21 protein-coding genes and 4 pseudogenes are annotated in these 22490 nt (G+C 34.2%); 11 read left to right on the top strand and 14 right to left on the bottom strand.

Annotation, left to right across the window (positions count from 1 at the left end):
- The first annotated feature begins 21 nt into the window (after positions 1 to 21).
- On the top strand, positions 22 to 324 hold the full coding sequence (locus OR571_RS08050) for a hypothetical protein (RefSeq protein ID WP_282242311.1): 303 nt from the start codon (positions 22 to 24) through the stop codon (positions 322 to 324).
- A 250-nt stretch (positions 325 to 574) separates the two neighbouring features.
- Here the strand turns inward: OR571_RS08050 and OR571_RS08045 are convergent.
- Positions 575 to 857 (bottom strand): annotated as a pseudogene (locus OR571_RS08045) (class I SAM-dependent methyltransferase); the annotation flags it as partial.
- A 121-nt stretch (positions 858 to 978) separates the two neighbouring features.
- Here OR571_RS08045 and OR571_RS08040 point away from each other — a divergent pair.
- The 3 genes from OR571_RS08040 (at position 979) to OR571_RS08030 (ending at position 3332) form a co-directional block, all read left to right on the top strand.
- Complete coding sequence (locus tag OR571_RS08040; RefSeq protein ID WP_282242310.1) at positions 979 to 1992, top strand: S66 family peptidase; 1014 nt, start codon at positions 979 to 981, stop codon at positions 1990 to 1992.
- A gap of 265 nt (positions 1993 to 2257) precedes the next feature.
- The gene (locus OR571_RS08035; RefSeq protein ID WP_282242309.1) at positions 2258 to 2902 is read left to right on the top strand and encodes a LysE family translocator; all 645 of its coding nucleotides are present in this window, start codon (positions 2258 to 2260) and stop codon (positions 2900 to 2902) included.
- Positions 2903 to 3056: 154 nt separating this feature from the next.
- Positions 3057 to 3332 (top strand): hypothetical protein, encoded by a 276-nt coding sequence (locus OR571_RS08030; protein ID WP_282242308.1) that lies wholly within the window; start codon positions 3057 to 3059, stop codon positions 3330 to 3332.
- 160 nt (positions 3333 to 3492) lie between these two features.
- Here the strand turns inward: OR571_RS08030 and OR571_RS08025 are convergent, their stop codons facing one another.
- Complete coding sequence (locus OR571_RS08025; RefSeq protein ID WP_282242307.1) at positions 3493 to 4122, bottom strand: hypothetical protein; 630 nt, start codon at positions 4120 to 4122, stop codon at positions 3493 to 3495.
- Between the two features lie 151 nt (positions 4123 to 4273).
- On the opposite strand from OR571_RS08025, the gene OR571_RS08020 reads away from it, so the two are divergent.
- The 3 genes from OR571_RS08020 to OR571_RS08010 all read left to right on the top strand — a co-directional run bounded on the left by OR571_RS08020 (position 4274) and on the right by OR571_RS08010 (position 5674).
- A complete protein-coding gene (locus tag OR571_RS08020) occupies positions 4274 to 4441 on the top strand; it encodes a hypothetical protein (protein WP_282242306.1) in 168 nt (55 codons plus the stop codon).
- A 161-nt stretch (positions 4442 to 4602) separates the two neighbouring features.
- Positions 4603 to 5010: a GNAT family N-acetyltransferase gene (locus tag OR571_RS08015; protein ID WP_282242305.1), complete on the top strand. Its 408-nt coding sequence runs from the start codon at positions 4603 to 4605 to the stop codon at positions 5008 to 5010.
- A gap of 169 nt (positions 5011 to 5179) precedes the next feature.
- Entirely contained in the window at positions 5180 to 5674 is a 495-nt protein-coding gene (locus tag OR571_RS08010) for a GNAT family N-acetyltransferase (protein WP_282242304.1), read from the top strand.
- A gap of 621 nt (positions 5675 to 6295) precedes the next feature.
- Here OR571_RS08010 and OR571_RS08005 read toward each other — a convergent pair.
- Entirely contained in the window at positions 6296 to 7270 is a 975-nt protein-coding gene (locus OR571_RS08005) for a hypothetical protein (protein ID WP_282242303.1), read from the bottom strand.
- 302 nt (positions 7271 to 7572) lie between these two features.
- On the opposite strand from OR571_RS08005, the pseudogene OR571_RS08000 reads away from it, so the two are divergent.
- The 3 genes and pseudogenes from OR571_RS08000 to OR571_RS07990 all read left to right on the top strand — a co-directional run.
- Positions 7573 to 7903 (top strand): annotated as a pseudogene (locus tag OR571_RS08000) (transposase); the annotation flags it as partial.
- A gap of 510 nt (positions 7904 to 8413) precedes the next feature.
- Entirely contained in the window at positions 8414 to 9034 is a 621-nt protein-coding gene (locus tag OR571_RS07995) for a class I SAM-dependent methyltransferase (protein ID WP_282242302.1), read from the top strand.
- 107 nt (positions 9035 to 9141) lie between these two features.
- Positions 9142 to 9270, top strand: a pseudogene (locus OR571_RS07990) (glycerol-3-phosphate acyltransferase); the annotation flags it as partial.
- Between the two features lie 197 nt (positions 9271 to 9467).
- On the opposite strand, the pseudogene OR571_RS07985 reads toward OR571_RS07990, so the two are convergent.
- A pseudogene (locus OR571_RS07985) lies at positions 9468 to 10429 on the bottom strand (tRNA dihydrouridine synthase).
- A gap of 316 nt (positions 10430 to 10745) precedes the next feature.
- On the opposite strand from OR571_RS07985, the gene OR571_RS07980 reads away from it, so the two are divergent.
- Positions 10746 to 11186, top strand: coding sequence for a YtoQ family protein (locus tag OR571_RS07980; protein WP_282242301.1), 441 nt, complete (start codon positions 10746 to 10748; stop codon positions 11184 to 11186).
- A gap of 90 nt (positions 11187 to 11276) precedes the next feature.
- Here the strand turns inward: OR571_RS07980 and ltaS are convergent, their stop codons facing one another.
- From ltaS to OR571_RS07930, 10 genes are all read right to left on the bottom strand, one after another.
- Entirely contained in the window at positions 11277 to 13169 is a 1893-nt protein-coding gene (gene ltaS, locus OR571_RS07975) for a lipoteichoic acid synthase (protein ID WP_282242300.1), read from the bottom strand.
- Between the two features lie 397 nt (positions 13170 to 13566).
- Positions 13567 to 14076: a YfiT family bacillithiol transferase gene (locus tag OR571_RS07970; protein WP_282242299.1), complete on the bottom strand. Its 510-nt coding sequence runs from the start codon at positions 14074 to 14076 to the stop codon at positions 13567 to 13569.
- Between the two features lie 167 nt (positions 14077 to 14243).
- Positions 14244 to 15110, bottom strand: a complete 867-nt coding sequence (locus OR571_RS07965; protein WP_282242298.1) for a nicotianamine synthase family protein — start codon at positions 15108 to 15110, stop codon at positions 14244 to 14246.
- A gap of 225 nt (positions 15111 to 15335) precedes the next feature.
- Positions 15336 to 16163: an exodeoxyribonuclease III gene (locus OR571_RS07960; RefSeq protein ID WP_282242297.1), complete on the bottom strand. Its 828-nt coding sequence runs from the start codon at positions 16161 to 16163 to the stop codon at positions 15336 to 15338.
- Positions 16164 to 16245: 82 nt separating this feature from the next.
- Positions 16246 to 17628 carry an MDR family MFS transporter gene (locus OR571_RS07955; RefSeq protein ID WP_282242296.1) on the bottom strand — a complete coding sequence of 461 codons (1383 nt, stop codon included), beginning with the start codon at positions 17626 to 17628 and terminating at the stop codon, positions 16246 to 16248.
- Between the two features lie 434 nt (positions 17629 to 18062).
- Entirely contained in the window at positions 18063 to 18365 is a 303-nt protein-coding gene (locus OR571_RS07950; protein WP_282242295.1) for a hypothetical protein, read from the bottom strand.
- A 132-nt stretch (positions 18366 to 18497) separates the two neighbouring features.
- Positions 18498 to 19859 carry a 23S rRNA (uracil(1939)-C(5))-methyltransferase RlmD gene (rlmD, locus tag OR571_RS07945; RefSeq protein WP_282242294.1) on the bottom strand — a complete coding sequence of 454 codons (1362 nt, stop codon included), beginning with the start codon at positions 19857 to 19859 and terminating at the stop codon, positions 18498 to 18500.
- Positions 19860 to 19990: 131 nt separating this feature from the next.
- Complete coding sequence (locus OR571_RS07940) at positions 19991 to 20728, bottom strand: GTP pyrophosphokinase (RefSeq protein ID WP_282242293.1); 738 nt, start codon at positions 20726 to 20728, stop codon at positions 19991 to 19993.
- A gap of 81 nt (positions 20729 to 20809) precedes the next feature.
- Positions 20810 to 21511: a YjjG family noncanonical pyrimidine nucleotidase gene (locus OR571_RS07935; protein ID WP_282242398.1), complete on the bottom strand. Its 702-nt coding sequence runs from the start codon at positions 21509 to 21511 to the stop codon at positions 20810 to 20812.
- 32 nt (positions 21512 to 21543) lie between these two features.
- Positions 21544 to 22407, bottom strand: coding sequence for a YitT family protein (locus OR571_RS07930; protein WP_282242292.1), 864 nt, complete (start codon positions 22405 to 22407; stop codon positions 21544 to 21546).
- Between the last annotated feature and the right edge of the window lie 83 nt (positions 22408 to 22490).

Below are 22490 nucleotides of genomic sequence, written 5' to 3'. Positions count from 1 at the left end.
GAATATAATATAAAATTCTCATTGTTTAAAAATCAGTCTTTTACAAAAATAATTAACGCTTTGCCAAAAAAATACGGAAATCAAATGAAGCATAGTGATGAGATTGTCTCTGCAATATATTACCCTAAGGATGAATTTGTAGTTACCTTTTCACAAGCTACAAAAGGTATTGAAAAACTAGAAAATTCGGATAGTAAAAAAATTGCTATTGCCTACAATTTTTCAGAAGAAGCACAAAGAATTTTAAAAATAAATGGGTTTCATCAAATCCAATATTCAAGTTTTCCTTGGACTGATGAACAATGGAAAAACAGGAATTCTTAATAATAAGCCTTATTCAACTAACGGGTGCTTTAGCAGAATATGGCCATCATTTCGATGGTCTCTTTTTAATATCAAAACATTAAGTTGATCTCAGGTATGCATTGTGAAATGTTACACTTAAACTAAAGGTGCAGTTTAGTTCAATAAGTAAAACAAAAAATACCGCTCAATAATTCAGACAATGAAAAGTATTTAAAATTATATATTTCCTCTTTACAGCATGGATAAAATGGACTGTCTCAAAAGCACATCAATAATCTGTACGATCTCTAAAGAAAAGTTCCTGTATTGCATTAGGTGTCAAATGTTCATAAATAAGCAAACCTGATTCTTCTAACATGGTTTGAATTTCGTTATTTGTAAACCGGATTTCATCGATTCGCCACTTGCTGAAGCCATTTTAACCATATTTTCAACTCTATTAGACATACCTTTTTCTTCATAGAGTATTTCATCTGCATAGTCAAAAACTATAGGGCTTCCGATGGGACTTTAGCAAATAAATGTTTAATCAGGCTTGAATTTTCATCTCGAATTGAGATAGAACAGTATACGGCTTTTTTTATGAAAAAGGAGGTTAGTGAATAAAAGAAGTGTTTTTAAATAACATATAAAATGTTATTTTTACAAAAAGCATAGGGAGAGTGGCTAAGCATGATAAAATATCCAATCTTAGAAAAAGGTGCAACAATAGGAGTAACTGCACCTTCATCTGGAGTCCCAAGTGAATTACATCACTTGTTGAAATCTGCATTCAAAAGTATAGAAAAGAAAGGTTTTAACTTCATCTGCGGAGAAACTGCATGGACACAAGAAAAAGAAAAGTCTGCATCTGCTATAAAACGTGCAGAAGAGTTCAATAAAATGATGCTTAGTGATGATATTCAACTTATTATTCCTCCTTGGGGCGGAGAGCTACTTATTGAGACACTTGAATATATTGACTTTGAAAATATAAAAAGTAAGTGGATATTAGGTTATTCTGATATAAGTCTGCTACTGTTAGCAATTACATTGAAAACGGGTACTGCTACAGCACACGGAACTAACTTAGTGGATTTAAGAGGAGAGTACTCTGATGATACGACAGCAATGTGGCGAACAGTATTGTCTACCAAAATGAATGAATCAATTCTCCAACATTCATCAGAAAAATATCAAAAAGAATGGCAACCTGATAACCCTACTCCTTATATTTTCAATCTAACAGAACAAACTTACTGGAAATCAACTGTAAACGAAAAAGTTAAGATACAGGGGCGATTACTTGGTGGTTGTATTGATATAATTAGGCATCTGATTGGTACACCATATGGGAATGTACAAAATTTTAAAGAGAATTATATTGAAGGAGATTCTGTTATTTGGTATCTCGAAAATTTGCAGTTATCGCCTACTGAATTGCGTAGGACCCTCGTACAAATGAAATTAGCAGGTTGGTTTGAGGAGTGTAGTGGCATTATGTTTGGGAGAAGTCCAACAAATCCAACTGTTACAAATTATACAGTTGAAGATGTTTATAAAGAACTTTCTAAAGAGCTTCAAATTCCTATTTTGTACGATATTGATTGCGGTCATGTTCCACCACAAATGACTTTTATAAATGGAGCAATCGCTGAAGTTGAATCAGAAAATGGTCAAGGTTTTGTGTTACAAACTTTTAAATAAAATTATAGATGTAAGGTAATGTTCAAACAGACCAAGAAGACTATGAAATGTTTCATAATTGGGTTGAGACAATGCTATATCGTACCCATATAGAACTAAATATAGTTAAACCTTAAACTAACGGGTGCTTTAGTTTAACAAGTGACTGCCTTAGGGGTAGCTTTTTCTTATTGAACTAACAGGAGGTTAACGCAATAAATTAATATTGAGAATTTTTATACAACTGGTTATTTTTACGACATATAATAACTTCGGAGGTGTATTTATGTTTGATTTTATTAATTTAGATTCTACGCATTTTACAGCTTTTTTAGTAGCCACATTGGTAATAGCAATTGTCCCAGGACCAGATATGGCATATATAGTCAGCCGTAGTATTGCGGAAGGTAAAAAGGCTGGAATAGCCACATCGTTTGGAATGCAAGTAGGGGTTATGTTCCACATTCTACTTGCTGCATTCGGCCTTTCAGCTCTCTTGATGACTTCTGCACTAGTTTTTCAAATCATAAAGTATATAGGTGCAGCGTATCTAATTTATTTAGGAATACAAACTATTCGAGACAAAAAGGGATTAAAAATTAATATTCAAGACAATCAAGGCGGGATAAGGAAAGCCTTTTGGCAAGGAGCAATAATAGATATTTTCAATCCGAAAGTTGCTTTATTTTTCCTTACGTTTCTTCCACAATTTATTAGTCCCAACATGGGGAACACTTTTTTTCAATTCATATTTCTAGGAGTTGTTTTTGCTTTGCTTACATTGATAGTTGATATCGGCTATTCACTGATTGCAGGTTCAATTAAAAATGTCTTAGCGAAAAATAACACTGCAATGCAATGGCAGAAAAAGATTAGCGGGTTTACTCTAATCGGTTTAGGGACTTTGTTAGCTTTTGAAAAGAGAGGATAATACTCACTAAAGGTTGCTTTAGCAAAATCTGGCCATCAATTCGATGGTCTATTTTTATGTTCAAAATATTAAGTTGATCGCAGATATGTATTGTGAAATTTTACACTTAAACTAAAGGTGCTGGATAGTTCAATAAGAGAAGGAGAATGAATCTATGTCTATTGAAGTAACTAAATTAAAGGAAGTTATTGACCAATTGGTTGAGACAATAAAAAAACAATTAGAAGGTAATACACTAGTTCCACTTACTGAAAATAAAGCAGTGAGGGAATTAGGAATAATAATTGCAATATTAACTGGTTTGCGTGATAAAACCGAAGATGAAAGTTTAAAAGAACAAATATGGTCTTTAAAAGAGGAAGCTGCCGACACATTTGAAAAATTAGCTAATAGGTTCTTAATTACTGAACAGTCCGTAGATAATGTGTAATAAAAGAGAAGGTGCTTCTTCAACTAACGGGTGCTTTAGTAAACTTGACCATTATTTTCGATGGTCTATTTTTTATTCAAAACATCAAGTAGAGGTAAGAAATCCATTGTGAAATGCTACACTTCAACTAACGCGGCGGGTTAGTTGAAGAAAGAACCTTTTAATCGTAAATTATTACTCCTCCATGCAGATAAATGGGTATTTCTTGTTTATTGTTAATTAATTGAATGGTATATGAATCATCTAATTGAAAGTCATCTAATGGGATATTTAAACCCCCTAAGTAATTTCCAATTTCAATTATTCCGACTTTACTGCCTGCTGAGTTTTGTAAGATAATAGACATAGATTCAAACTTTTCTATAGGTTCAATAATTATACTATGAGGTTTTCTAAAAAAGATATTATTTTTACCGACAGGGATATTGCTAGAAAATGAAAAACTATGGAAAACATAAAGTTTATATTCATTTGATTTTGAAAGTTCTTTTACTTCAGCCTTGAATTCTTCGGGAGGATTGATAATCAACCCATTTTCATCTTCTGCTGATTTATAGAGTTTAGTTTCGATTAATTGATTTTTAATTTCTTCCTCGGAATAGGATTTCATCAATTGCCCGTTCTTGTCAAATAATTTCATATATGAGCCCTTCAGAGTATTAGCTTCAACGGAATTGTTACGAGAGTTTTCGACTGTTTTCTCACCCTTGATATTATTGAAATTCATAAAAATCACAATTGTTAATGCTATTACGAAAAGTATTAGAAATATAGGATATTTTTTTTTCACAAGAAAATTCCTCCTATCATTATATATATTTCCATATATTAAAATTATAACATTTTTTTTATCTACATTAATATTTGGTATTAAAAGTAAATATTTAACTATAAAAGAATCAAGGAATGATAACAGTCCAAATAAAGAGAAATATAAGTTAATGATTGAGGATTCAAGAATATATAATTTGTTAGAAGAAGGTATTGAATACTTTGTAAATATTCAAGGTGTTAAAAAGAGAAGTCAATCAGAATATATTTATACTTTTGGTCAATTAGGTTTGGTTGATGGAACACAATTGGAGGAGAAGGAAAAATTTAATAATTAACTTACGGGTGCTTTAACAAAATGTGGCCATCATTTCGATGGTCTATTTTTATGTCCAAAACATTAAGTTGATCTCAGATATGCTATGTGAAATGTTACACTTAAACTAAAGCGGCAGTTTAGTTGAATAAGCAATGAGAAAAAAATTCAGGAGGTAATTATATGGTGAAATATATAAATTATACGACAGAATCCCCTATTAACTTTGACCAATTACTAACCCTATATGAATCTTTAGGATGGAATTCACTTAAATTAACATGTAATGATTTGGAACGGATGTGCAATCAAAGTTGGTATGCCATTTATGCGTTTGATGAAAAACAATTAGTGGGTATGGGACGAGTTATTTCAGATGGTGTAATTACTGGAGTAGTTTGTGGATTATGTGTTCTACCAAGCTATCAGTCCGAAGGAATCGGCAAAGAAATGGTGAATCGAATAATTCACCATTGTGAGCAAAATCGGGTAATTCCTCAACTAATGTGTGTGGAAGGTTTGGAACCATATTATGAAACCTTTGGGTTCAAAAAATTTACCATTGGTATGTCAAAAAATATAAATAGATAGATTTAACTTTCTTCTTTAACTAACGGGTGCTTTAGTGAACAATTGGCTGCCTGTAAGGGAGCTTTTTTTCTTGAACTAACGAAGCAGGTAAGCTCAATAAGAATAGTGGTCTTAATAATCTAAAAGTCAAAAAGAATATATAACCAAATAAAACTCAAGGAGAGGTAATTTGAAAAAAATAAGAGAAGCAACAAAAGAAGATATGATAAATATTTATATGATGGGCTTTGATGTTTGGGGAGATGATATGCCAGTCGAAGAATATATAACTATGTGTCAGGATTCAATTAAGTATAAAAAGGGGAAATGGTACGTTCTTGAAGCAACAGATACAAAGGAATTATTAAGTTCTCTCATCGTATATAAACTTAACCCTTCAGAAGACTTAATCGTAAAAGGGATAGGTTCAATCGCTACACCTGCAAATTCAAGGAAAAATGGATATGCTTTTTTATTAGTCAAAGAAACTATAAATAAGTTAGAACAGGAAGAAAACTGTAACAACTTTTTCCTGTATAGTAATATTGGGACAGACTTTTATAAAAGATTAGGCTTTATTGTTCTGCCTAATGAAAGTCAAAAATATAAAGACAGTATTTGTATGTACTACTCAAATGAAAATGATATCGACTCTATATCATTTGATATCCCAAATTACTTTTAAGGGACATCACATACTTGTGTGGGATATCGTTGATAACAGTATTGACGACAAAATTGCAGGATTTATTATCAAATTTATAATGTACTTTTCTTCAACGATCGGGTGCTTTACTTCAAGAAGGAGTAAAGCCTTTTTCTAATTGAACTAACGCAGCAGTTAAGTTGAACAAGTAATTATTAGATGCTTTAATTGCTTGAACGAGAATATCAGACTATTTTATTGAGATTACAAGAGAAGAATATAAAATGTTAAAAAATTAGCAGAAGAGGATTTTAAATCATTTTCTGCCTATAATCAAAGTAATAATGGCCATTAAAATTTAAGGAGAATCCATTATGTATTAACAAATGGATTCTCCTTTCTTTTCTTTGCTCTTGACAGAGCGACACTACGACTCAGTTCAGCTTATTTATTTTTTTTCTTAAATAATAAGAAGAACATCCAAATCAAGCCAATAATAATGAAAAGTATAGATCCATAAGAAGAAACCCAATAGATCTTTCCTGTTGGTATAACAAAGGTCGCTAAGATAAATAGAATGACTCCGAAAAATACATATAGGTGTGGTAATATATATTTCGTTATATCCTTCTCCTCCTATATAATGCTATTTTCATTTAATTATTTGGGCATCTGGGCGTGAGGTTGCGGTTTGTGTATAGTGAAGTCTTTCTGTTGGGACACAGATATACCAAGGACACCCTTTGAAATTGTGAATGATGGTGAAACATTATAAGTTGTTTCTTGGTGAGCGTAATGACCGTATGCGTCAATCAAACTTACGCTGCTAACATTAGGTTTAATATCATACATCATAGAAATTTTATGAACTTGACATCTAATGCATCCTACCCCACCATCTACTAAATCGACTGCTAGCCCGTAATCCCCATTTCGATTCCATTTAGAACTACTACTTGAATAGTTTATGGTTTGCACATGAGTTCGAGAAACGGCGGTTCGCACTACTTGAGTACCATACTCTGTACCTCTTACCGGTGATGTATTTCCATTTATACCAATTCCGATGATATCTTCTTTAGTATTCAGAGCTCCTGTAGACCAATCGACTACATTTGTAACCGTATAAACACCTGTGCTTTTTTTAGATACAGAAACAGTCATTGTTTTATATTCAGTAGTTGATTTATCTGAATCACTATATATTGTTACCCTTTCTTTATATTCTTTAAGCCTTTGCAAATATTCCTCATAACTAACTTCTTCAACACTAGTAACAGGAAGAGAAGCTTTAGAATTCAAATTCAAATAATCTTTCTGAATAGAAGGGTTATTAATAGTAGTTATGTAATGCTTGGTGGAATTGCTTACAAATTCCCTTTTTAAGATATCTTCTTTACTCTCACCTGAAGAAACCAAAAGTGTAATTACATCTAGGGTGAATCCTTTGTCTGTTAATGATTTTAACTCATCCTCCGAAAAAACAGGCTCTAATACTTTGACATGATTCTCATCCATTTCTAGTCCATATACAATTTCTTGCGCTTTAATATTTTCACTTTCTGCGCTAGCAAAAGTATTCATTGAAAAGACAAATAATGTAGATAAAAGAATTGCTGTTAAAACTTTCTTCAATTTCATCACTCTTTTCTATTTTTTTAGTACACACTATAGTTCATCATCTAATTGCGATTCTCCAGTAAGTAGGTATTCTTTAACTTGTTTATCTGTCAGTTGATGTATTTTTTCATGTATTTCACCTCCCTTCTTTTTACACGAGATACCAAATATTGTGTATATCCTAAAAATAACATTTTTTCTTGAAATGCCAAGATATTATGCATAAATGGATATTTTCTTTTTTGGAAAACATCCTATTTTTTGTTTTAAAATAGAATTAACAAAACCTGAGTCGATAACTATGCTTTCGAAACATAACAACTAAAGATGGGTACCGCGAGTACAAATCACCAAAACAATTTGTGTAACCTGTCCTTTTTTAGCACAATGCACCGAGAATAAAGACCATTAAAAAGTGGGGACCCGTTATGTTTGACAGGAGTATGTAGAGGAAGCTGATAATCTTCGTCACAATGAAGAGGATCTCTTATACTGAACAAATTAAACATTTAATTGAAAAAGGCATAGACAAATGTAAAACCAATTTATGCGATACGAAAAGAAACGATTGAAAGAGTATTCGCAGATGCAAAAGAAAAGCATGGTATGCGTTGGACAACGTTAAGGGGACTTAAAAAATTGTCGATGTAGGCGATGTTTAATTTCGCTGCCATGAATTTGAAGAAGATGGCCAACTGGACTTGACGTGGTACAGAAATGGTCTAACTAATAACCACGAAGGGGTCTACTATTCACTAAAAATACTCTAAAACGTACGAAAAATTAAAAAGGGTTTCGAAATACCACCAAACCATCTATGAAGTTCAATCTATTGGAGATATATTAGAAGAGATAAACGGATGGATATTCCTACTTTTCTATATATATTGGAAAAATGGTAGTTTTACTCGCGAGGGTAAAATTAACGGAGTACTTTGAATTGATTTCCTTCTTCAACGAACGGGTGCTTTAGCAAAATATGACCATCATTAATGGTCTATTTTTATGTCCCAAAAGATAAGTTCTTCTCAGAAATCCATTGTGAAATGCTACACTTAAACTAAAGGGTATTTTAGTTGAAGAAGGAAAGTTATTATTTGGAGATAGATAGTGCTTGAAATGGATTAGAATTAAGCTTGAATTGGGAGTGAAGTTGTTTTGAATAATTCTTGGAATAAATTTATATATAAAATTGGTTCTCCAATTTATGATAAGTTTTTTAATTCGGGTATCTTTTTAAATGCTCGAAAACAAATATTCCAATCAATAACATTTGATAACAAACAAAAAATTTTGTTTGTTGGTGTAGGAACTGGTGCTGATTTAGAGTTAGTAAATTACTCGGGCTTAGATATAACGGCTATTGATTATTCACCTGACATGCTTGAAAAGGCAAAAGCAAAGTTCGGGGATTCTACTATAAAGTTTTTGGAAATGGATGCTCAAAATATGGATTTTGATAACGAATCCTTTGATTATGTAGTAGCAAGTCTAATTCTTTCGGTTGTACCTGATGCTAATAAATGTTTTCAAGAAATTACAAGAGTTTTAAAATACGAAGGAAAAGTAATTATTTTTGAAAAATTTGCTCCTAAAAATAAAAAGCTATCATTACCAAAAATGCTTTTAAGACCTATTATTGAAGTATTAGGAACTGATATTGGTCGGAGTTTTGAAGATTTAATTCCTAAAAAAAATAGAAGTATAAAGGTAGAAGAAGATATACCAATTATGATGAATGGAATGTATAGAAAAATAGTGATTTCTAAAATTAAATAATTTTTCTTATTGAACTAAAGGGGCAGGTTACTTTAAGAAGGATTGCAGGAAATCATATGCAATAAATAGAAACACTTACTTAACAAACTATGTAAGGAGAAGATACTTTGAACATTTTAACTTTGATTCTAAGTTATTTAATTGGTTCAATCTCGTTTGCTTTAGTAATCGGTAAAATATTTTATAAGAAAGATATTCGTGATTACGGTAGTGGTAATCTTGGTGCAACCTACTCAATTTTAAAATTCAATTTCTTGTAGAATAAAATACGACTATTGAATGAGATAAGCTTATCATTTATTCAGCTAATATTAATCAACCCGTTGAATACCGGTTTCTAAACTCATTATCTATAATAAAAACCATCCATATTTTTTATGGATGGTTTTGGTTTGGACTGACTTAAAATAGAAGGGCCACCCCCATTTTTCTATCAACAATCTTTTTCAAATTCATCAAGCAATGCACGCACTTCATCGGTTGACTTCGTGCTCATCAATTGATTTCTTAATTCACCCGCTCCACGGAATCCTTTTACATAAATTTTGAAAAAGCGATGCAATGCTGTGATAGAACGTGGCAAATCTGCTGCATATTGATCTTGAAGATCCAGTTGCAATCTTAGAAGATCAAGGTATTCCGTAGTGCTATGCTCTTTTGGCTCCTTTTCAAAAGCAAAGGATTTTTAAAAATACCTCGACCGATCATAACCCCATCAATGCCATATTTTTCAACAAGCTCGAGCCCAGTTTGTCGATCTGGAATGTCTCCGTTAATAGTTAGCAGCGTATTTGGAGCTATTTCATCCCGTAATTTTTTAATATCCGGAATTAGCTCCCAATGCGCATCTACCTGACTCATTTCTTTTCTTGTACGTAAATGAATAGAAAGATTCGCAATATCCTGTCTTAATATATGTGCTAACCACTCTTTCCACTCGTCTACATCCGTGTAACCAAGTCTGGTCTTTACGCTGACTGGTAGTCCCCCCGCTTTAGCTGCTTGAATAAGTTCTGCTGCTACCTCTGGACGCAAGATTAGGCCGCTACCTTTCCCTCTCGTTGCTACATTCGGTACAGGACAGCCCATATTAATATCGACGCCTTTAAATCCTAGCTCTGCCATACCAATACTCATTCTGCGGAAATATTCGGGATTATCCCCCCATATATGTGCTACCATTGGCTGTTCATCTTCTGTAAAAATCAAACGGCCACGCACACTTTTCATCCCCTCTGGATGACAATAGCTATCCGAGTTTGTAAACTCAGTAAAAAACACATCCGGTCTACCTGCTTTACTCACTACATGACGGAAAACAACATCCGTCACATCTTCCATCGGCGCAAGTACGAAAAATGGTCGCGGTAAATCACGCCAAAAATTATCTATCATTCAACCTCAAATCCTCTCTCTATGGATATTACTTTAAACTCTCGGTCATAACCTATTAAGCCACATAACTTATTATCAAACACAAATATTTAACTTGTGCAAAACTACGTACGAAAATGGACAATATTTATTTTAACGTATATCAATCCTGAATGGTATTTTTATAAACCAAAATGCAATGATAAAGACTTTTTTATTATACCAGCTCGAACTAAATTACCTCATTTTATCCCTATGGTTTATTCGTGATTACTTTGAAAACCCCATTTAATTAGGTAATATATAATTAGGGTCAAATAGTATTGGAGGAATCAGAATGGAACTTATTGTATATTTAGCTGGTCAAATTCACGATGATTGGAGAGATGAATTTGCACAAAAAGCAAAGTCAAAAAATCTTCCCCTTCGTTTTGTAGCACCACAAACAAACCATGATCGTTCAGACAATATCGGCGAAGAGATATTAGGAAAACAGCCATCTAACTTATATAAAGATGATGCAGCGTCAGATATTAATAATTTTAGAACTCAAGTGTTAATGCAAAAAGCAGATATCGTCATAGCACTATTCGGAGAAAAATATAAACAATGGAATACAGCAATGGACGCTAGCACAGCCATTGCCATGAACAAACCTACGCTTATCATTAGACCAGAATCATTAATCCACCCATTAAAAGAGCTTTCAAACAAAGCAAATGTAACCGTAGAAACCATTGATCAAGCGATTGAGGCTATCAGTTATATTTTTGAATGAATTAAAACAAATAAAATAAACGAAAATCAATAAGGAGTAAGCTAACAAAAACATACTTTTGTTAGCTTACTCCTCTTTTTAATGAATTTACTATTCTTCGTGATCAGTTTTTTCTGTAAGATCCTTATTGTAATTGTACTGAGATGGATCGACTTTAGTAAATCCTGTCGGTGTATAGAATCTCAATAAGTCACCATTCACTACTGTATCAGAAATTCGTAATTTATTATCTACTTCTTGTTTGTACTCATTCGCTTTTTCTAATTGAGTTTCATCCGTTATTGGCAAACCATTTGTAGCATCGTAAATTTTACCATCAATCGAATAGATAGTAGGACTGACATAATCATCATTTCTAAACGTCACTAATTCATTATGCTCTTTTGATAATATGTCGGTACCAAATTGAATATAGTTTTGAGAATTAACTCCAAGTAAGTGTAATAAGGTTGGAAGAAGGTCTATTTGTCCGCCATAAGTATGATTGACTCCACCTTGCATTCCTGGAACGTGAATAATTAATGGCACACGTTGCAAATTAGCACTTTCATAAGGTGTAATTTCTTTTCCGATGATTTGTTCCATCGCTTTGTTATGATTTTCTGAAATACCATAATGGTCACCATAAAATACAAGCATACTGTTATCATATAAGCCTGATTTCTTTAATTCACCAATAAACTGTTCAATTGCTTCATCCGCATAACGAGCAGTTTGGAAATAATTATCTACACTTGCATCACCAGTATCAGCTTTCCCAATTGTTGTTAAGTCTTGGTCCATTTTATATGGATAATGGTTAGCAACCGTAATAAATTTCGAATAGAAAGGTTGTGGTAAAGTCTTCATAAGTTCTAATGATTGTTCAAAGAATGGCTTATCCAATAACCCATATTCAGCCATATCTTTTTCAGAGCTAGTATCATAATAATTAGCATCAAAGAAATGGTCATAGCCGAATGATTTATAGATCTCATTACGGTTCCAGAAACTACCGCTGTTCCCGTGGAATACAGCAGATGTATAGCCATTCTCTTTTAATATCGCAGGAGCCGCTTGATACGTATTCTGACCTTTTGTAATATATGCAGATCCTTGCGGTAAACCAAATAAAGAGTTTTCAAGCATAAATTCAGCATCTGAAGTTTTACCTTGAGCAGTCTGATGGAAGAAGTTATCAAAGTATAAAGTATCAGGATCTTTGATTAATGAATTTAAGTATGGTGTTACCTCTTCACCGTTTTGCTTATAGTCCATCAAAAAGCTTTGGAATGACTCCAAATGGATATAGATAACATTCATATCTTTCGCTACGCCAAAATATTCTGGATTAGGTTCGGCATAGTTAGATTTTGTAAAGTTAATAACTTCTGTTATATCATCGCTATCAGCTAAAGCTCTTTTTGAAGACGCCTTAACAGTTTCAGTAGCATCATATATCGTATAGTTATACATTCCTAAATATTTAACAATGTAGTTTCTATCAAAACCACGAGTTAATAGCTGCGGACGATCAGAGTTAGCCAGTCCTAAATTTAAAACAGATATTGCTAAAGCAAAAGTAATCACTGGGATTGCTGTTTTTTGTTTAATTCTACTATAATCTTTTTGTACTTTTTTAGATAAGCATAGGAAAATCAACAAAAATACATCAACAAAGAACAATATATCATAAGGTTTTAATAAAGAAATAACACTGCCACCTAAATCTCCAAAGTTTTGCGTTTGCGTAATCGTTGGCAATGTAATAAAGTCACTAAAAAATCGATAATAAACTGCATTTGCATATAAAAGTACGGACATAAGAGAATAAATTACAAGAAGTGATGTATATTTCCCTCGTCCTTTGAAAATGAACGAAAATCCAAGAAACAGCATAGCTGAACCCAAAGGATTTAAAAGTAAAAGGAATTGTTGTAGGAATCCTTCTACCCCTAAGTTAAACTGTGTTACTTGTGTAATATATGTTTTAATCCATAGCATGAAAACGGCAAATAAATAAAAACCAAAAAACTTGTTTAAAAGGATGCTTTTTTTGTATTTAAACTATCCATTTTTTCACCTTCCTATTATTTTAACATTTATAATTTACATTAAAATATTAATTTGGTAAAATATAGCCTTTTCTATATTTTTTTAAGCTTTTCTATCCTACCTCTAGTTCGGCCTTCTGTCAAGTAAGTACATCTACTGAGCTTATAATATAGAATTATTCCTATAACAACAACAAAAGCAGACGGTCAATTAGAGGTACATTTTCGCACTTCTAAACCGTCTGCTTTCTATGTTTGATCAATTAATTAAGTTAGACATTCTTAGGACACAACCCTATAAAAAACACGCTCATCCCCCGCAGAAACATCTCTCTACATATTATATATCATTTTAATAATGCATTTTTTATATGGGCTAAATGATGTTCTTCGTGCCAAGATAATTTTGCTACTTTAGTTGCAACTGTTATTTTACCGTTTGTTTGGTGAGTAAACGCTCGATCTAATTGCTCTTCCGTTAAACTATGCCCTAAAGCTACGATGCGCGCATTTATACCTTCCAACATTTTAATAGAACTTTCTACAGGAAGCTGCGTATCCGGTAAAATAGCCCACTTTTCTTCATCAAAAGCCGGTACAGTTGGATTCTCATCAGTTAATGCCAATCTCAAACGCTGATACATGTTCAACTGAGAATCTGCAATATGATGAACTAGTTGACGAACTGTCCAGGCACCTTCACGATAAGTTTTGTTTAAATCCTCATCACTTAATGTGTCGACCGTTTCTCTCAATCGAATCGTGTAAGTTTCGATTTGCTTTAACCATTTTTGAATATGTTCTAATTTTACTTTTTCAGGAACTTGCAATTTTCCAATTGGGTATTTTACATCCATTTTTCAAACCTCTTTTCCCTATTTTTTAATTCTTTGTATTATCAATTAATATATCAATCGGTTCAACTATTGTAAACTTTAATAGAATGACATTTCCAAGCTTTTCGAAAAGGTGCCAGGTTCTAAAACAATTTAGTATTGTTTTAGAACCTGGCACCTATGTAATATTAATTCGTAATACGTTCGAGAAACAACGTAGAATTGACGACCAGCTTTTCTTCAGGGCTAGTTCTTCCTAGAATCCTCCATCCCTGTTTATTTAACTGAGATTCATCAATCGCTTCATACATGATTCTCCTCATCCCCTCTGCTGTACGTACAGCTACGAAAGGATCTAAGGAAGTTCTGATAATTGTTTCAAGCACTGCCTGTTTCTTTTGAACGAGACTAGCGACAAAGATCCGGCTATAAGAGCTGTAGTCGAACTCAGATCCATCCTTCAATATGACAGTAACTTTATCTCCTAAGCCTAAGTGCTCTAGCAAATTACATGATGCGTCATAGGCAACAGCATTCATTTCCAAACAGATAACCTCCGCATCACTGAGCAGGTGAAGAATAATAGGACTAATCGGCATTGGACCGCTACCTACAAATATAATGGGCGACTTTTCTATGTGACGATCTTGCCGCATGTACTGCAATTCCTGACTTACTAGGGAAAAATAACTGTTCCAATTAGGCAAACTTTTGACGATATCTAAGACGGCTCCATCTAATTTGCAGATATCATGAGAATCTCTAAGTTCTACAAGAAATTCGATTTCTGACAGTTTAACCTGTATCTTTTGTTGATTTACTCGAATATACTCGTTGTTTACAATAGCTTGTACCTCTGGTGGAAAATAGTGGGATCTCAACTGAAGTAAGAGATGGTTATACACATCCGATACCAATTGATTCTCAGGTGAAAGATCCGTTTCCTTCTGAAGAAGCTCATTTGCTTCACGGATAAAAGCGATAAAGTTATCAACTCTTTGCATACTTGGCGCGTTACTTGTAGCCAGTAAAGAACCAGTTGAAGAATCCTCCATTTTTTCAATTCCTCCAATACTCTGCACTTAATTCGATACTATGAAATATATTCATGTGGTCCAAGATATAGAAGAAATTGGTGTCACGTAATTATCAACTGCAGCTCTAATGTTATGTTCGGTCCCTACAATGTTAGGCACAACTCTAATTCAATTCTGAGTAGTGACTAACACAGAGACGGGCCACTTGTTTCAATAGAAGCAAGTGGCCCGTTCCCATATAAACTACAAATCTATTTCAAACAATAATGGCGTGTGATCTTGCCTTGGACCTGAATCAATCATTTCAGATTTAAGTACTTTATCTGCCATGCGATCACTCACTAGCCAGTAATCAATTCTCCAGCCAGAATTATTAATTTTGCTTGTTTTAGCACGCTGAGCCCACCAAGAATAAATACCTGTCACATCACCATGAATATAACGAAAAGTATCTGTAAATCCTTTTGCTAAAAGATTTGTAAACCCTTGCCGTTCTTCATCCGTAAAGCCAGCTGAACGACGATTACTTTCGGGGTGAGCCAGGTCTATTTCTTTATGCGCTACATTAAAATCACCTGTTGCAATAACCTGCTTCTCTTTGTCTAACTCTGCTAGATAATCAGCATATTTCATATCCCAATTTTTACGATCTTCTAAACGCTTCAAGCCATCTCCTGCATTCGGTGTATAAACTTGTGTTAAGTAGAAATTTTCAAATTCTAATGTGATGATACGACCTTCCTCATCCATCGTGCCTGGTGCTCCAATCCTTGGGAAGGTGACGGACGGTGTTAGATAATTTTTATATAAAAACATCGTACCTGCATAACTCTTGCGTGCTGGTTCTACTGAACTGTTCCAAACGATTTCGTAATCAGGAAACTTTTCCTCAAGAATTTCTATATGCTTTTTAGTTGGGCCCTTACTCGATAATTTTGTTTCTTGTATGGCAATAACTTCTGGATTGTTTTCCATAATCGTATATAAGACTGCTTGAGATAATAAAGCACGTGCTGAATCGCCCGTTAATGCTGCATTTAGTGAATCAATATTCCATGAAATTACCTTCAATGTGCTTTTCCTCCTGTTCTTGTTTTGTCAATTTTATAAATAGTCTCTACACTTCTATTAAACAAGGAACAAACGAACAGAGCTATTTTTTATTTACTAAGGAAGACTCTTTTTCTCTTAGTAGGAATCCCGTTACTACAAAGGAGCATACTGCTAGGACAACTAGAAGGATAAAAACTGAATGCAGACTTGTTTCTAAAGCATTACCATGTAATTCATCACTTAATAATAGTCCCGATACCGCAATCCCAATAACCTGTCCTAGATTCCTCATGAGATTATTAGACCCCATTGCTGCACCTCGCATATTCCAGTCCACGGCTGATTGGACGGCAACTGTATAAGCAGTAAAGGTTAAACCGAAACCGAAACCAATCACTCCGGTAACCATCATCATCCACGAAACTGGGGTATCCGTGTTAAAGAATACAAAGCCACTACAGGCCAGAATAATAATGCCGACACCAACTAACGTTATGCTACCGATGGATCTCTTACTCATCAATCTGCCTGACAATATCGCACCAATCGGCCATGTGACAGACATTGGCAACATCGCAACTCCTGAGAATGTTGCATTTAAACCTGTAACCCCTTGAACCCAAAGCGGTATATAAAAAGTTATAGCGACGAGGATGAATCCCAATAAAAATCCAGCGATATTTGAAATCGTAATAAAGCCATTTTTAAATAGAGCTAATGGCAACATCGGTTCTTTTCCCTTTGCTTCAATCAAGAAAAATAAACAAAGCCCAACGACGGCCACTATAAATAAAATCACGATGCTGTTTGTGACTTGCTTATGCTCTTTCAACAATGTCAATGCATATAAAAATGCCGTCATTGTGACCGCAAATGTCAAAATACCTGCGTAATCGATGATTTGCTTTTTCTTTTCGATATTTTCATGTAATGCAGTCCATAAGAGAACTAAAGATATTATCCCAAATGGAAGATTTAAAAAGAAGATCCAATGCCATGTGATCTTATCGACAATTACTCCTCCTGCAAGTGGACCGACAATCCCCGCAATTCCCCACACACTACTGATCCAGCCTTGCATTTTTGCCCGCATTTTAAATTCAAATACATCACCAATTATTGTAAAAGGAATGGTTGCCAGCGCACCTGCACCAATCCCTTGAATAACACGATATACGATAAGCTGCTCCATTGTTAATGAAAGCCCGGACAGCACTGAGCCGATTAAGAAAATAATTGTTCCAATCGTAAACATTATCTTTCTACCATAAAGATCGGCAAGCTTTCCGAACACTGGTGTAGCGATAACCAATGCCAATAAATAGACGGATATGACCCATGTATATAAATGGCTTCCACCTAAATCTTCAACAATCCTCGGCATCGCAGTACTGACGATTGTTCCTTCAATGGCCGTTAAAAAAGTTGCAATCAATAAAGCAATCACAACCGATTTCTTTTTCGTATCTTTGTTCAACTTCATTTTCCTTCTTTCATAACTTAATAACTCTCTTATTGTCTAGTTCGTACCAACGTTCGGGCCTTCGGGTCAAAAACGATTGTCTCCAATTTTAGTAAGTAGCTATTCAGATGATACACGACAATTGTATACAATGTAAATGGATAGCCAATCATATCAATCTCCCTTTGTCCGCTTGCGATGAAATAGCGCCCCTGCTTGAGAAACAAATCGCGGAGATTTATCAAAGCATAGTTGATGAAAATTAACATCCTTGCCAATTATAGAGGCATCGTTTAGGAAATGCTATTGAAAGTGATGAGCTCTTCTTCGAAGAAGAAGATGAGACATTTACTCTATAAGTTACTAAAACGAGTGGTAGCTTCAAGATTCTCACCTCCAAAATTGAACGTAAAAAATAGCACCTATTGTGAGATGCTATAACGTATCCACTGATACTAATTATGACTAAAAGTGAATGATTGATTAAGTGTGTATCCCATTAATGTTTTTTCGATAATGGCGAGATCGAACAGCTTTTGGATGCCACTTACGATATCATCTTCTGAAAATCTGTTTGCTTTATCTTCTGACCAGCGTTTGGATTCTTCTACAATTTCAGCTCGCGTCAATTTGTACCCTGTGTCAGGCCAAACCATGATACTATTCTGAATTGTTTTAAAACCGCCTCTAACGCAGCGACAGTACTGATGATCCCCGTCATCCACTTTTCCCAGTATTACAAAAAAACGGGTAATCATTATAAATGATTACTCCGTATTTATTTAAAACTCTCATTATCAATTTTCATTAGATTATATTTTAATTTTTATTCTAATTAACTGTATACATCATTTGATAAATATTCACAAGTAGCTATCGTTACCTTTAATTTAAGCCAACACCAACCACGCAACAGCTTCGCAATGAGTCGTCTGAGGAAACATATCAACCGGCTGCACTTCCATCGTTTTATACCCGCCATCTTCTAAAATGCGCAAGTCACGAGCAAGTGTCGCTGGGTTACAAGACACATAAACAACTCTCTTTGGACGTTGTTCAATGATTGTCGTAAGTAAGGCCTCATCGCAGCCTTTTCTAGGAGGATCGACAACTAGCACATCTGCCTTTTTACCTTCTTTATACCATTTAGGAATAACTTCTTCAGCTGGACCTGCCTCGAAATAAGTGTTTGTAAATCCATTTAACTCTGCATTTCGTTTAGCATCTTCTATTGCTTGTGGAACGATTTCTACACCAAGTACTTGTTTTGCTTGTTGTGCCAGGAATAACGAAATGGTTCCTATTCCGCAATATGCATCAATTACCGTTTCATTTCCAGAAAGCTGTGCATAATCGAGTGCTTGTTTATATAGTACTTCTGTTTGAACTGGATTCACCTGATAGAAAGAGCGAGCAGAAATTTCAAAGCGTACGTCTCCTATAAGATCTTCGATAACAGATTTACCCCAAACATTGTTTGTTTCATCTCCGAAAATAACATTTGTATGGCGATTGTTTACATTTTGCATAATCGAAGTGACATTAGGCTCGACTTCTCGGATTAACTCGATGATCTCATCTTTTTTGGATAGTTTGGCGTGTTTTGTAACGAGCACTACCATTACTTCCCCAGTGGCACGGCCCTTTCTTACAACGAGATGGCGTAACTGTCCTTTTTTCGTTTCTTCATTGTAAGGGATTAAATCTAGCTCTAATGCATGTTCTTTTACAGCACGCATTAATCGGTCTGCTTCATCTGATTGGATTAAACAAGTATTCGTATCTGCAATACGGTGGGACTTGGATTGATAAAAACCAGCGAGTACTTGTCCATCTTCCAAGGCAAATGGAATTTGGGATTTGTTACGATATTCCCATGGTTTCTCCATTCCTTTTACTGGCAGTACCGGAGCCTCTATTTTTCCGATGCGCTTCATCACATTTCGTACCATATTTTCTTTCCATGCAAGCTGTCCTTCGTAGGATAAGTGTTGTAATTGACAGCCACCGCATTCACCAAATACTGGACATGGTGCATCTACTCGAAACGGGGATGGCTTAATAATATTTTGTAACTTTGCAAAGCCATAGTTTTTTAATGTTTTTAACACATGGACTTCTGCTGTTTCATTTGGTAAGCCGCCTTGTATAAATAACGGATAGCCTTCGACTTTTGCTACGCCTGCTCCGTCATGTGTTAAGTCTTCAATATGGACTGTAAGTCGATCATTTTTAGTTACTGGTGTCTTCACTTTATTTCTCCGTTCTTGTTATGATTGATTCATTATACCAAAATGAAAGGCTTTTTGGTTGTCTTCCACACTTTTCTGCCCATTAAAAACAGACGCCTTTAGGACGTCTGTTTTTAATACGTTCGCATTTTTTACTCGCTATCTAACATTCCCAAAAAAGTCGCTGGAATGGTTAGTTTTTGGTTTTTAATGATTAGCTTCGTGAGTTCGTCGATCGTTTCTATGTTATTTTCATCTTTAATAATTTTAATCTCGTTATGTAGCCGCTCCATCTTTTGGTCCAGTGCATATGCCGAGTCAGCTGCTTCTTTGAGCTCTCTTAATAATCTTTCCGGCACAAACTGATCATATTTATAAAAGATTTTATGCTCTAAGCTTGCCCAAAAATCCATCGCTATTGTACGGATTTGCACCTCTACTGTCACAAGTTCTTTACAATCAGACATAAAAACAGGAATTTCTATTAGTAAGTGTAAACTTTTATACCCATTATTCTTCGGATTTTGGATATAATCTTTTACATTTAATATCTTAAGATCACTTTGATTTTGCAGCATTTCATGAATTTGATAAATATCCGAGATAAATGAGCAAGTAATACGGAGGCCTGCAATATCCTTTACATTTTCCCGAATACTACTCACCGAGATTTCTTTACCTTTTCGACCTAGTTTTTTCATAATACTTTCCGGTGATTTCAAGCGAGAACTCGTATGTTCTATCGGATTATATTCATGAATCATTAAAAATTCTTCTTGAAGTATCTCAATCTTTGTTTCAAGCTCGGCTAAAGCAAATTTATATATTAGCATTAGGCGTGTCATGTTTTTTCTCATTTGCTTAAACTGCTCTAGTTGTTCAGGATTCATAAGTTAGTGCTCCTTCAATAGATGTGACTGACAAAATCATACCAAATTTATTTTCACTTCACAAAAATAATGGATATGTATTTATCTATATTGAACTTGCTTTCTTACAATTTCCACTAACTGATCCCATGTTTGAATTTCAAAAGTTGGATGGATTGCCGTCGTATTCTTTTTCACATGCGGATTAAACCAACAAGTGTCGATACCAAAGTTGTTGCCGCCTTGAATATCGGAGGAAAGCGAATCACCTATCATCAATACACGAGATTTATCGATTACTTTTAGTTTGTCCAAGACGTATTCAAATATTTCGGGCTGAGGCTTTTGATAACCCGCTTCCTCTGAAGTAATAATTACTTCGAACAAATCTTTTAAAGAAGATTCACCTATTCTAGCATGCTGTGCAATTGTAAATCCATTTGTTAAAACTGCAAATCTACAGCCTGCAAGATTCGAAAGCATTTCTTCTACGCCTTCTATCATATGTACTTCTTTTCCTAAATTCTCTATATACTTATGCCCAAAAACTTCAGCATCTATATCCAACGCTTGTTCCAAAAATAACTGTTTAAATCTTTCTACTTTAATGTTTGCTAAAGTTGTTCGCCCTTGTTCCAAATCTTCCCACAAAACTTTACTAATCGCTTTATAGCTAGGAAGATAATCTTTCACTCCATTTGGTAAACCATATTCCATAAATAGATTATGGAGTGCGTTCTTCTCGGTCATTCCAAAATCAAATAACGTATCATCTAAATCAAATATTAAAACATCGTATCTCAATTTCTTCATCTCTTTTCTGTTTATTTCATTATTTACTCTTCATCAAATCTTGCTTTAGAAAAACCTCGTCCTAGTATTTCAGATGCATTTAGGAAAATAACAAAGGAAGTAGGCTCTTTTTCTAAAAGGAGTTTCTTAAAATAAACTGCCTCCGATTGTTCCACTACGCACAAAATCATTGTTTTCTCTTCGTTTGAATAGCCTCCTAATGTCTTGATCTTAGTTAATCCACGGTTAATCTCTTCCTTGATAATCGTTTGAATTTCCTCTTCTTTATCTGTAATAATGAGTACTAATTTAGTCGTAGATGATTGTAATTGTACAAAATCGATAACTTTACTTGAGACATATATTGAGATCATCGCATATAGAGCCAACTCAAAATTAAAAACTAATGCAGATGTAATAACAACTAATCCATCTACTAACAGTTGAGAGAACCCGCTTGAAATACCTGTAAACTTCTTTAGTATCTGTGCAATTAAAGCCGTACCACCAGTGGATCCATTTCCTCGGTAAACGATCCCCAGGCCTACCCCTAGCATAATACCACCATAGATGGCACCTAAAAGCGGATTATCTACCATTAGCTTAATATCAGCAGTCAACCAAATGACCAATGGAACAAATATTGTTCCAACAAGGGTTTTTAAACTGAATTCCTTCCCTACAATAATCATTGCTAAGAACAATAACGGAATATTGATAAGCCATTGCACGTATGCAGGATTATATTGAAAAAGCTCGTAAAGAATCGTACTAATTCCCGAAACCCCACCTGCTGCGAGCTTTGATGGTAATAGGAAGATATTATAAGAAAGACCGACAAGTGCCGCTCCAATCATAATTTGAATATACTCCATAATAGAAGTTTTTTTACTATTAATTCTCACCATATCACTTTTTCTCCCTTTTTTGTTTAAATGCTTAATCATTCTAACAAACTTTGACGAATAGTTTAATTATATTTTATATTTAT

Origin of the sequence: Psychrobacillus sp. NEAU-3TGS (assembly GCF_029955155.1) — a bacterium.
Classification (GTDB): Bacteria; Bacillota; Bacilli; order Bacillales_A; family Planococcaceae; genus Psychrobacillus.
The sequence above is the reverse complement of the archived record's forward strand: the minus strand, read 5'-3'. Positions and strand labels throughout refer to the sequence as shown.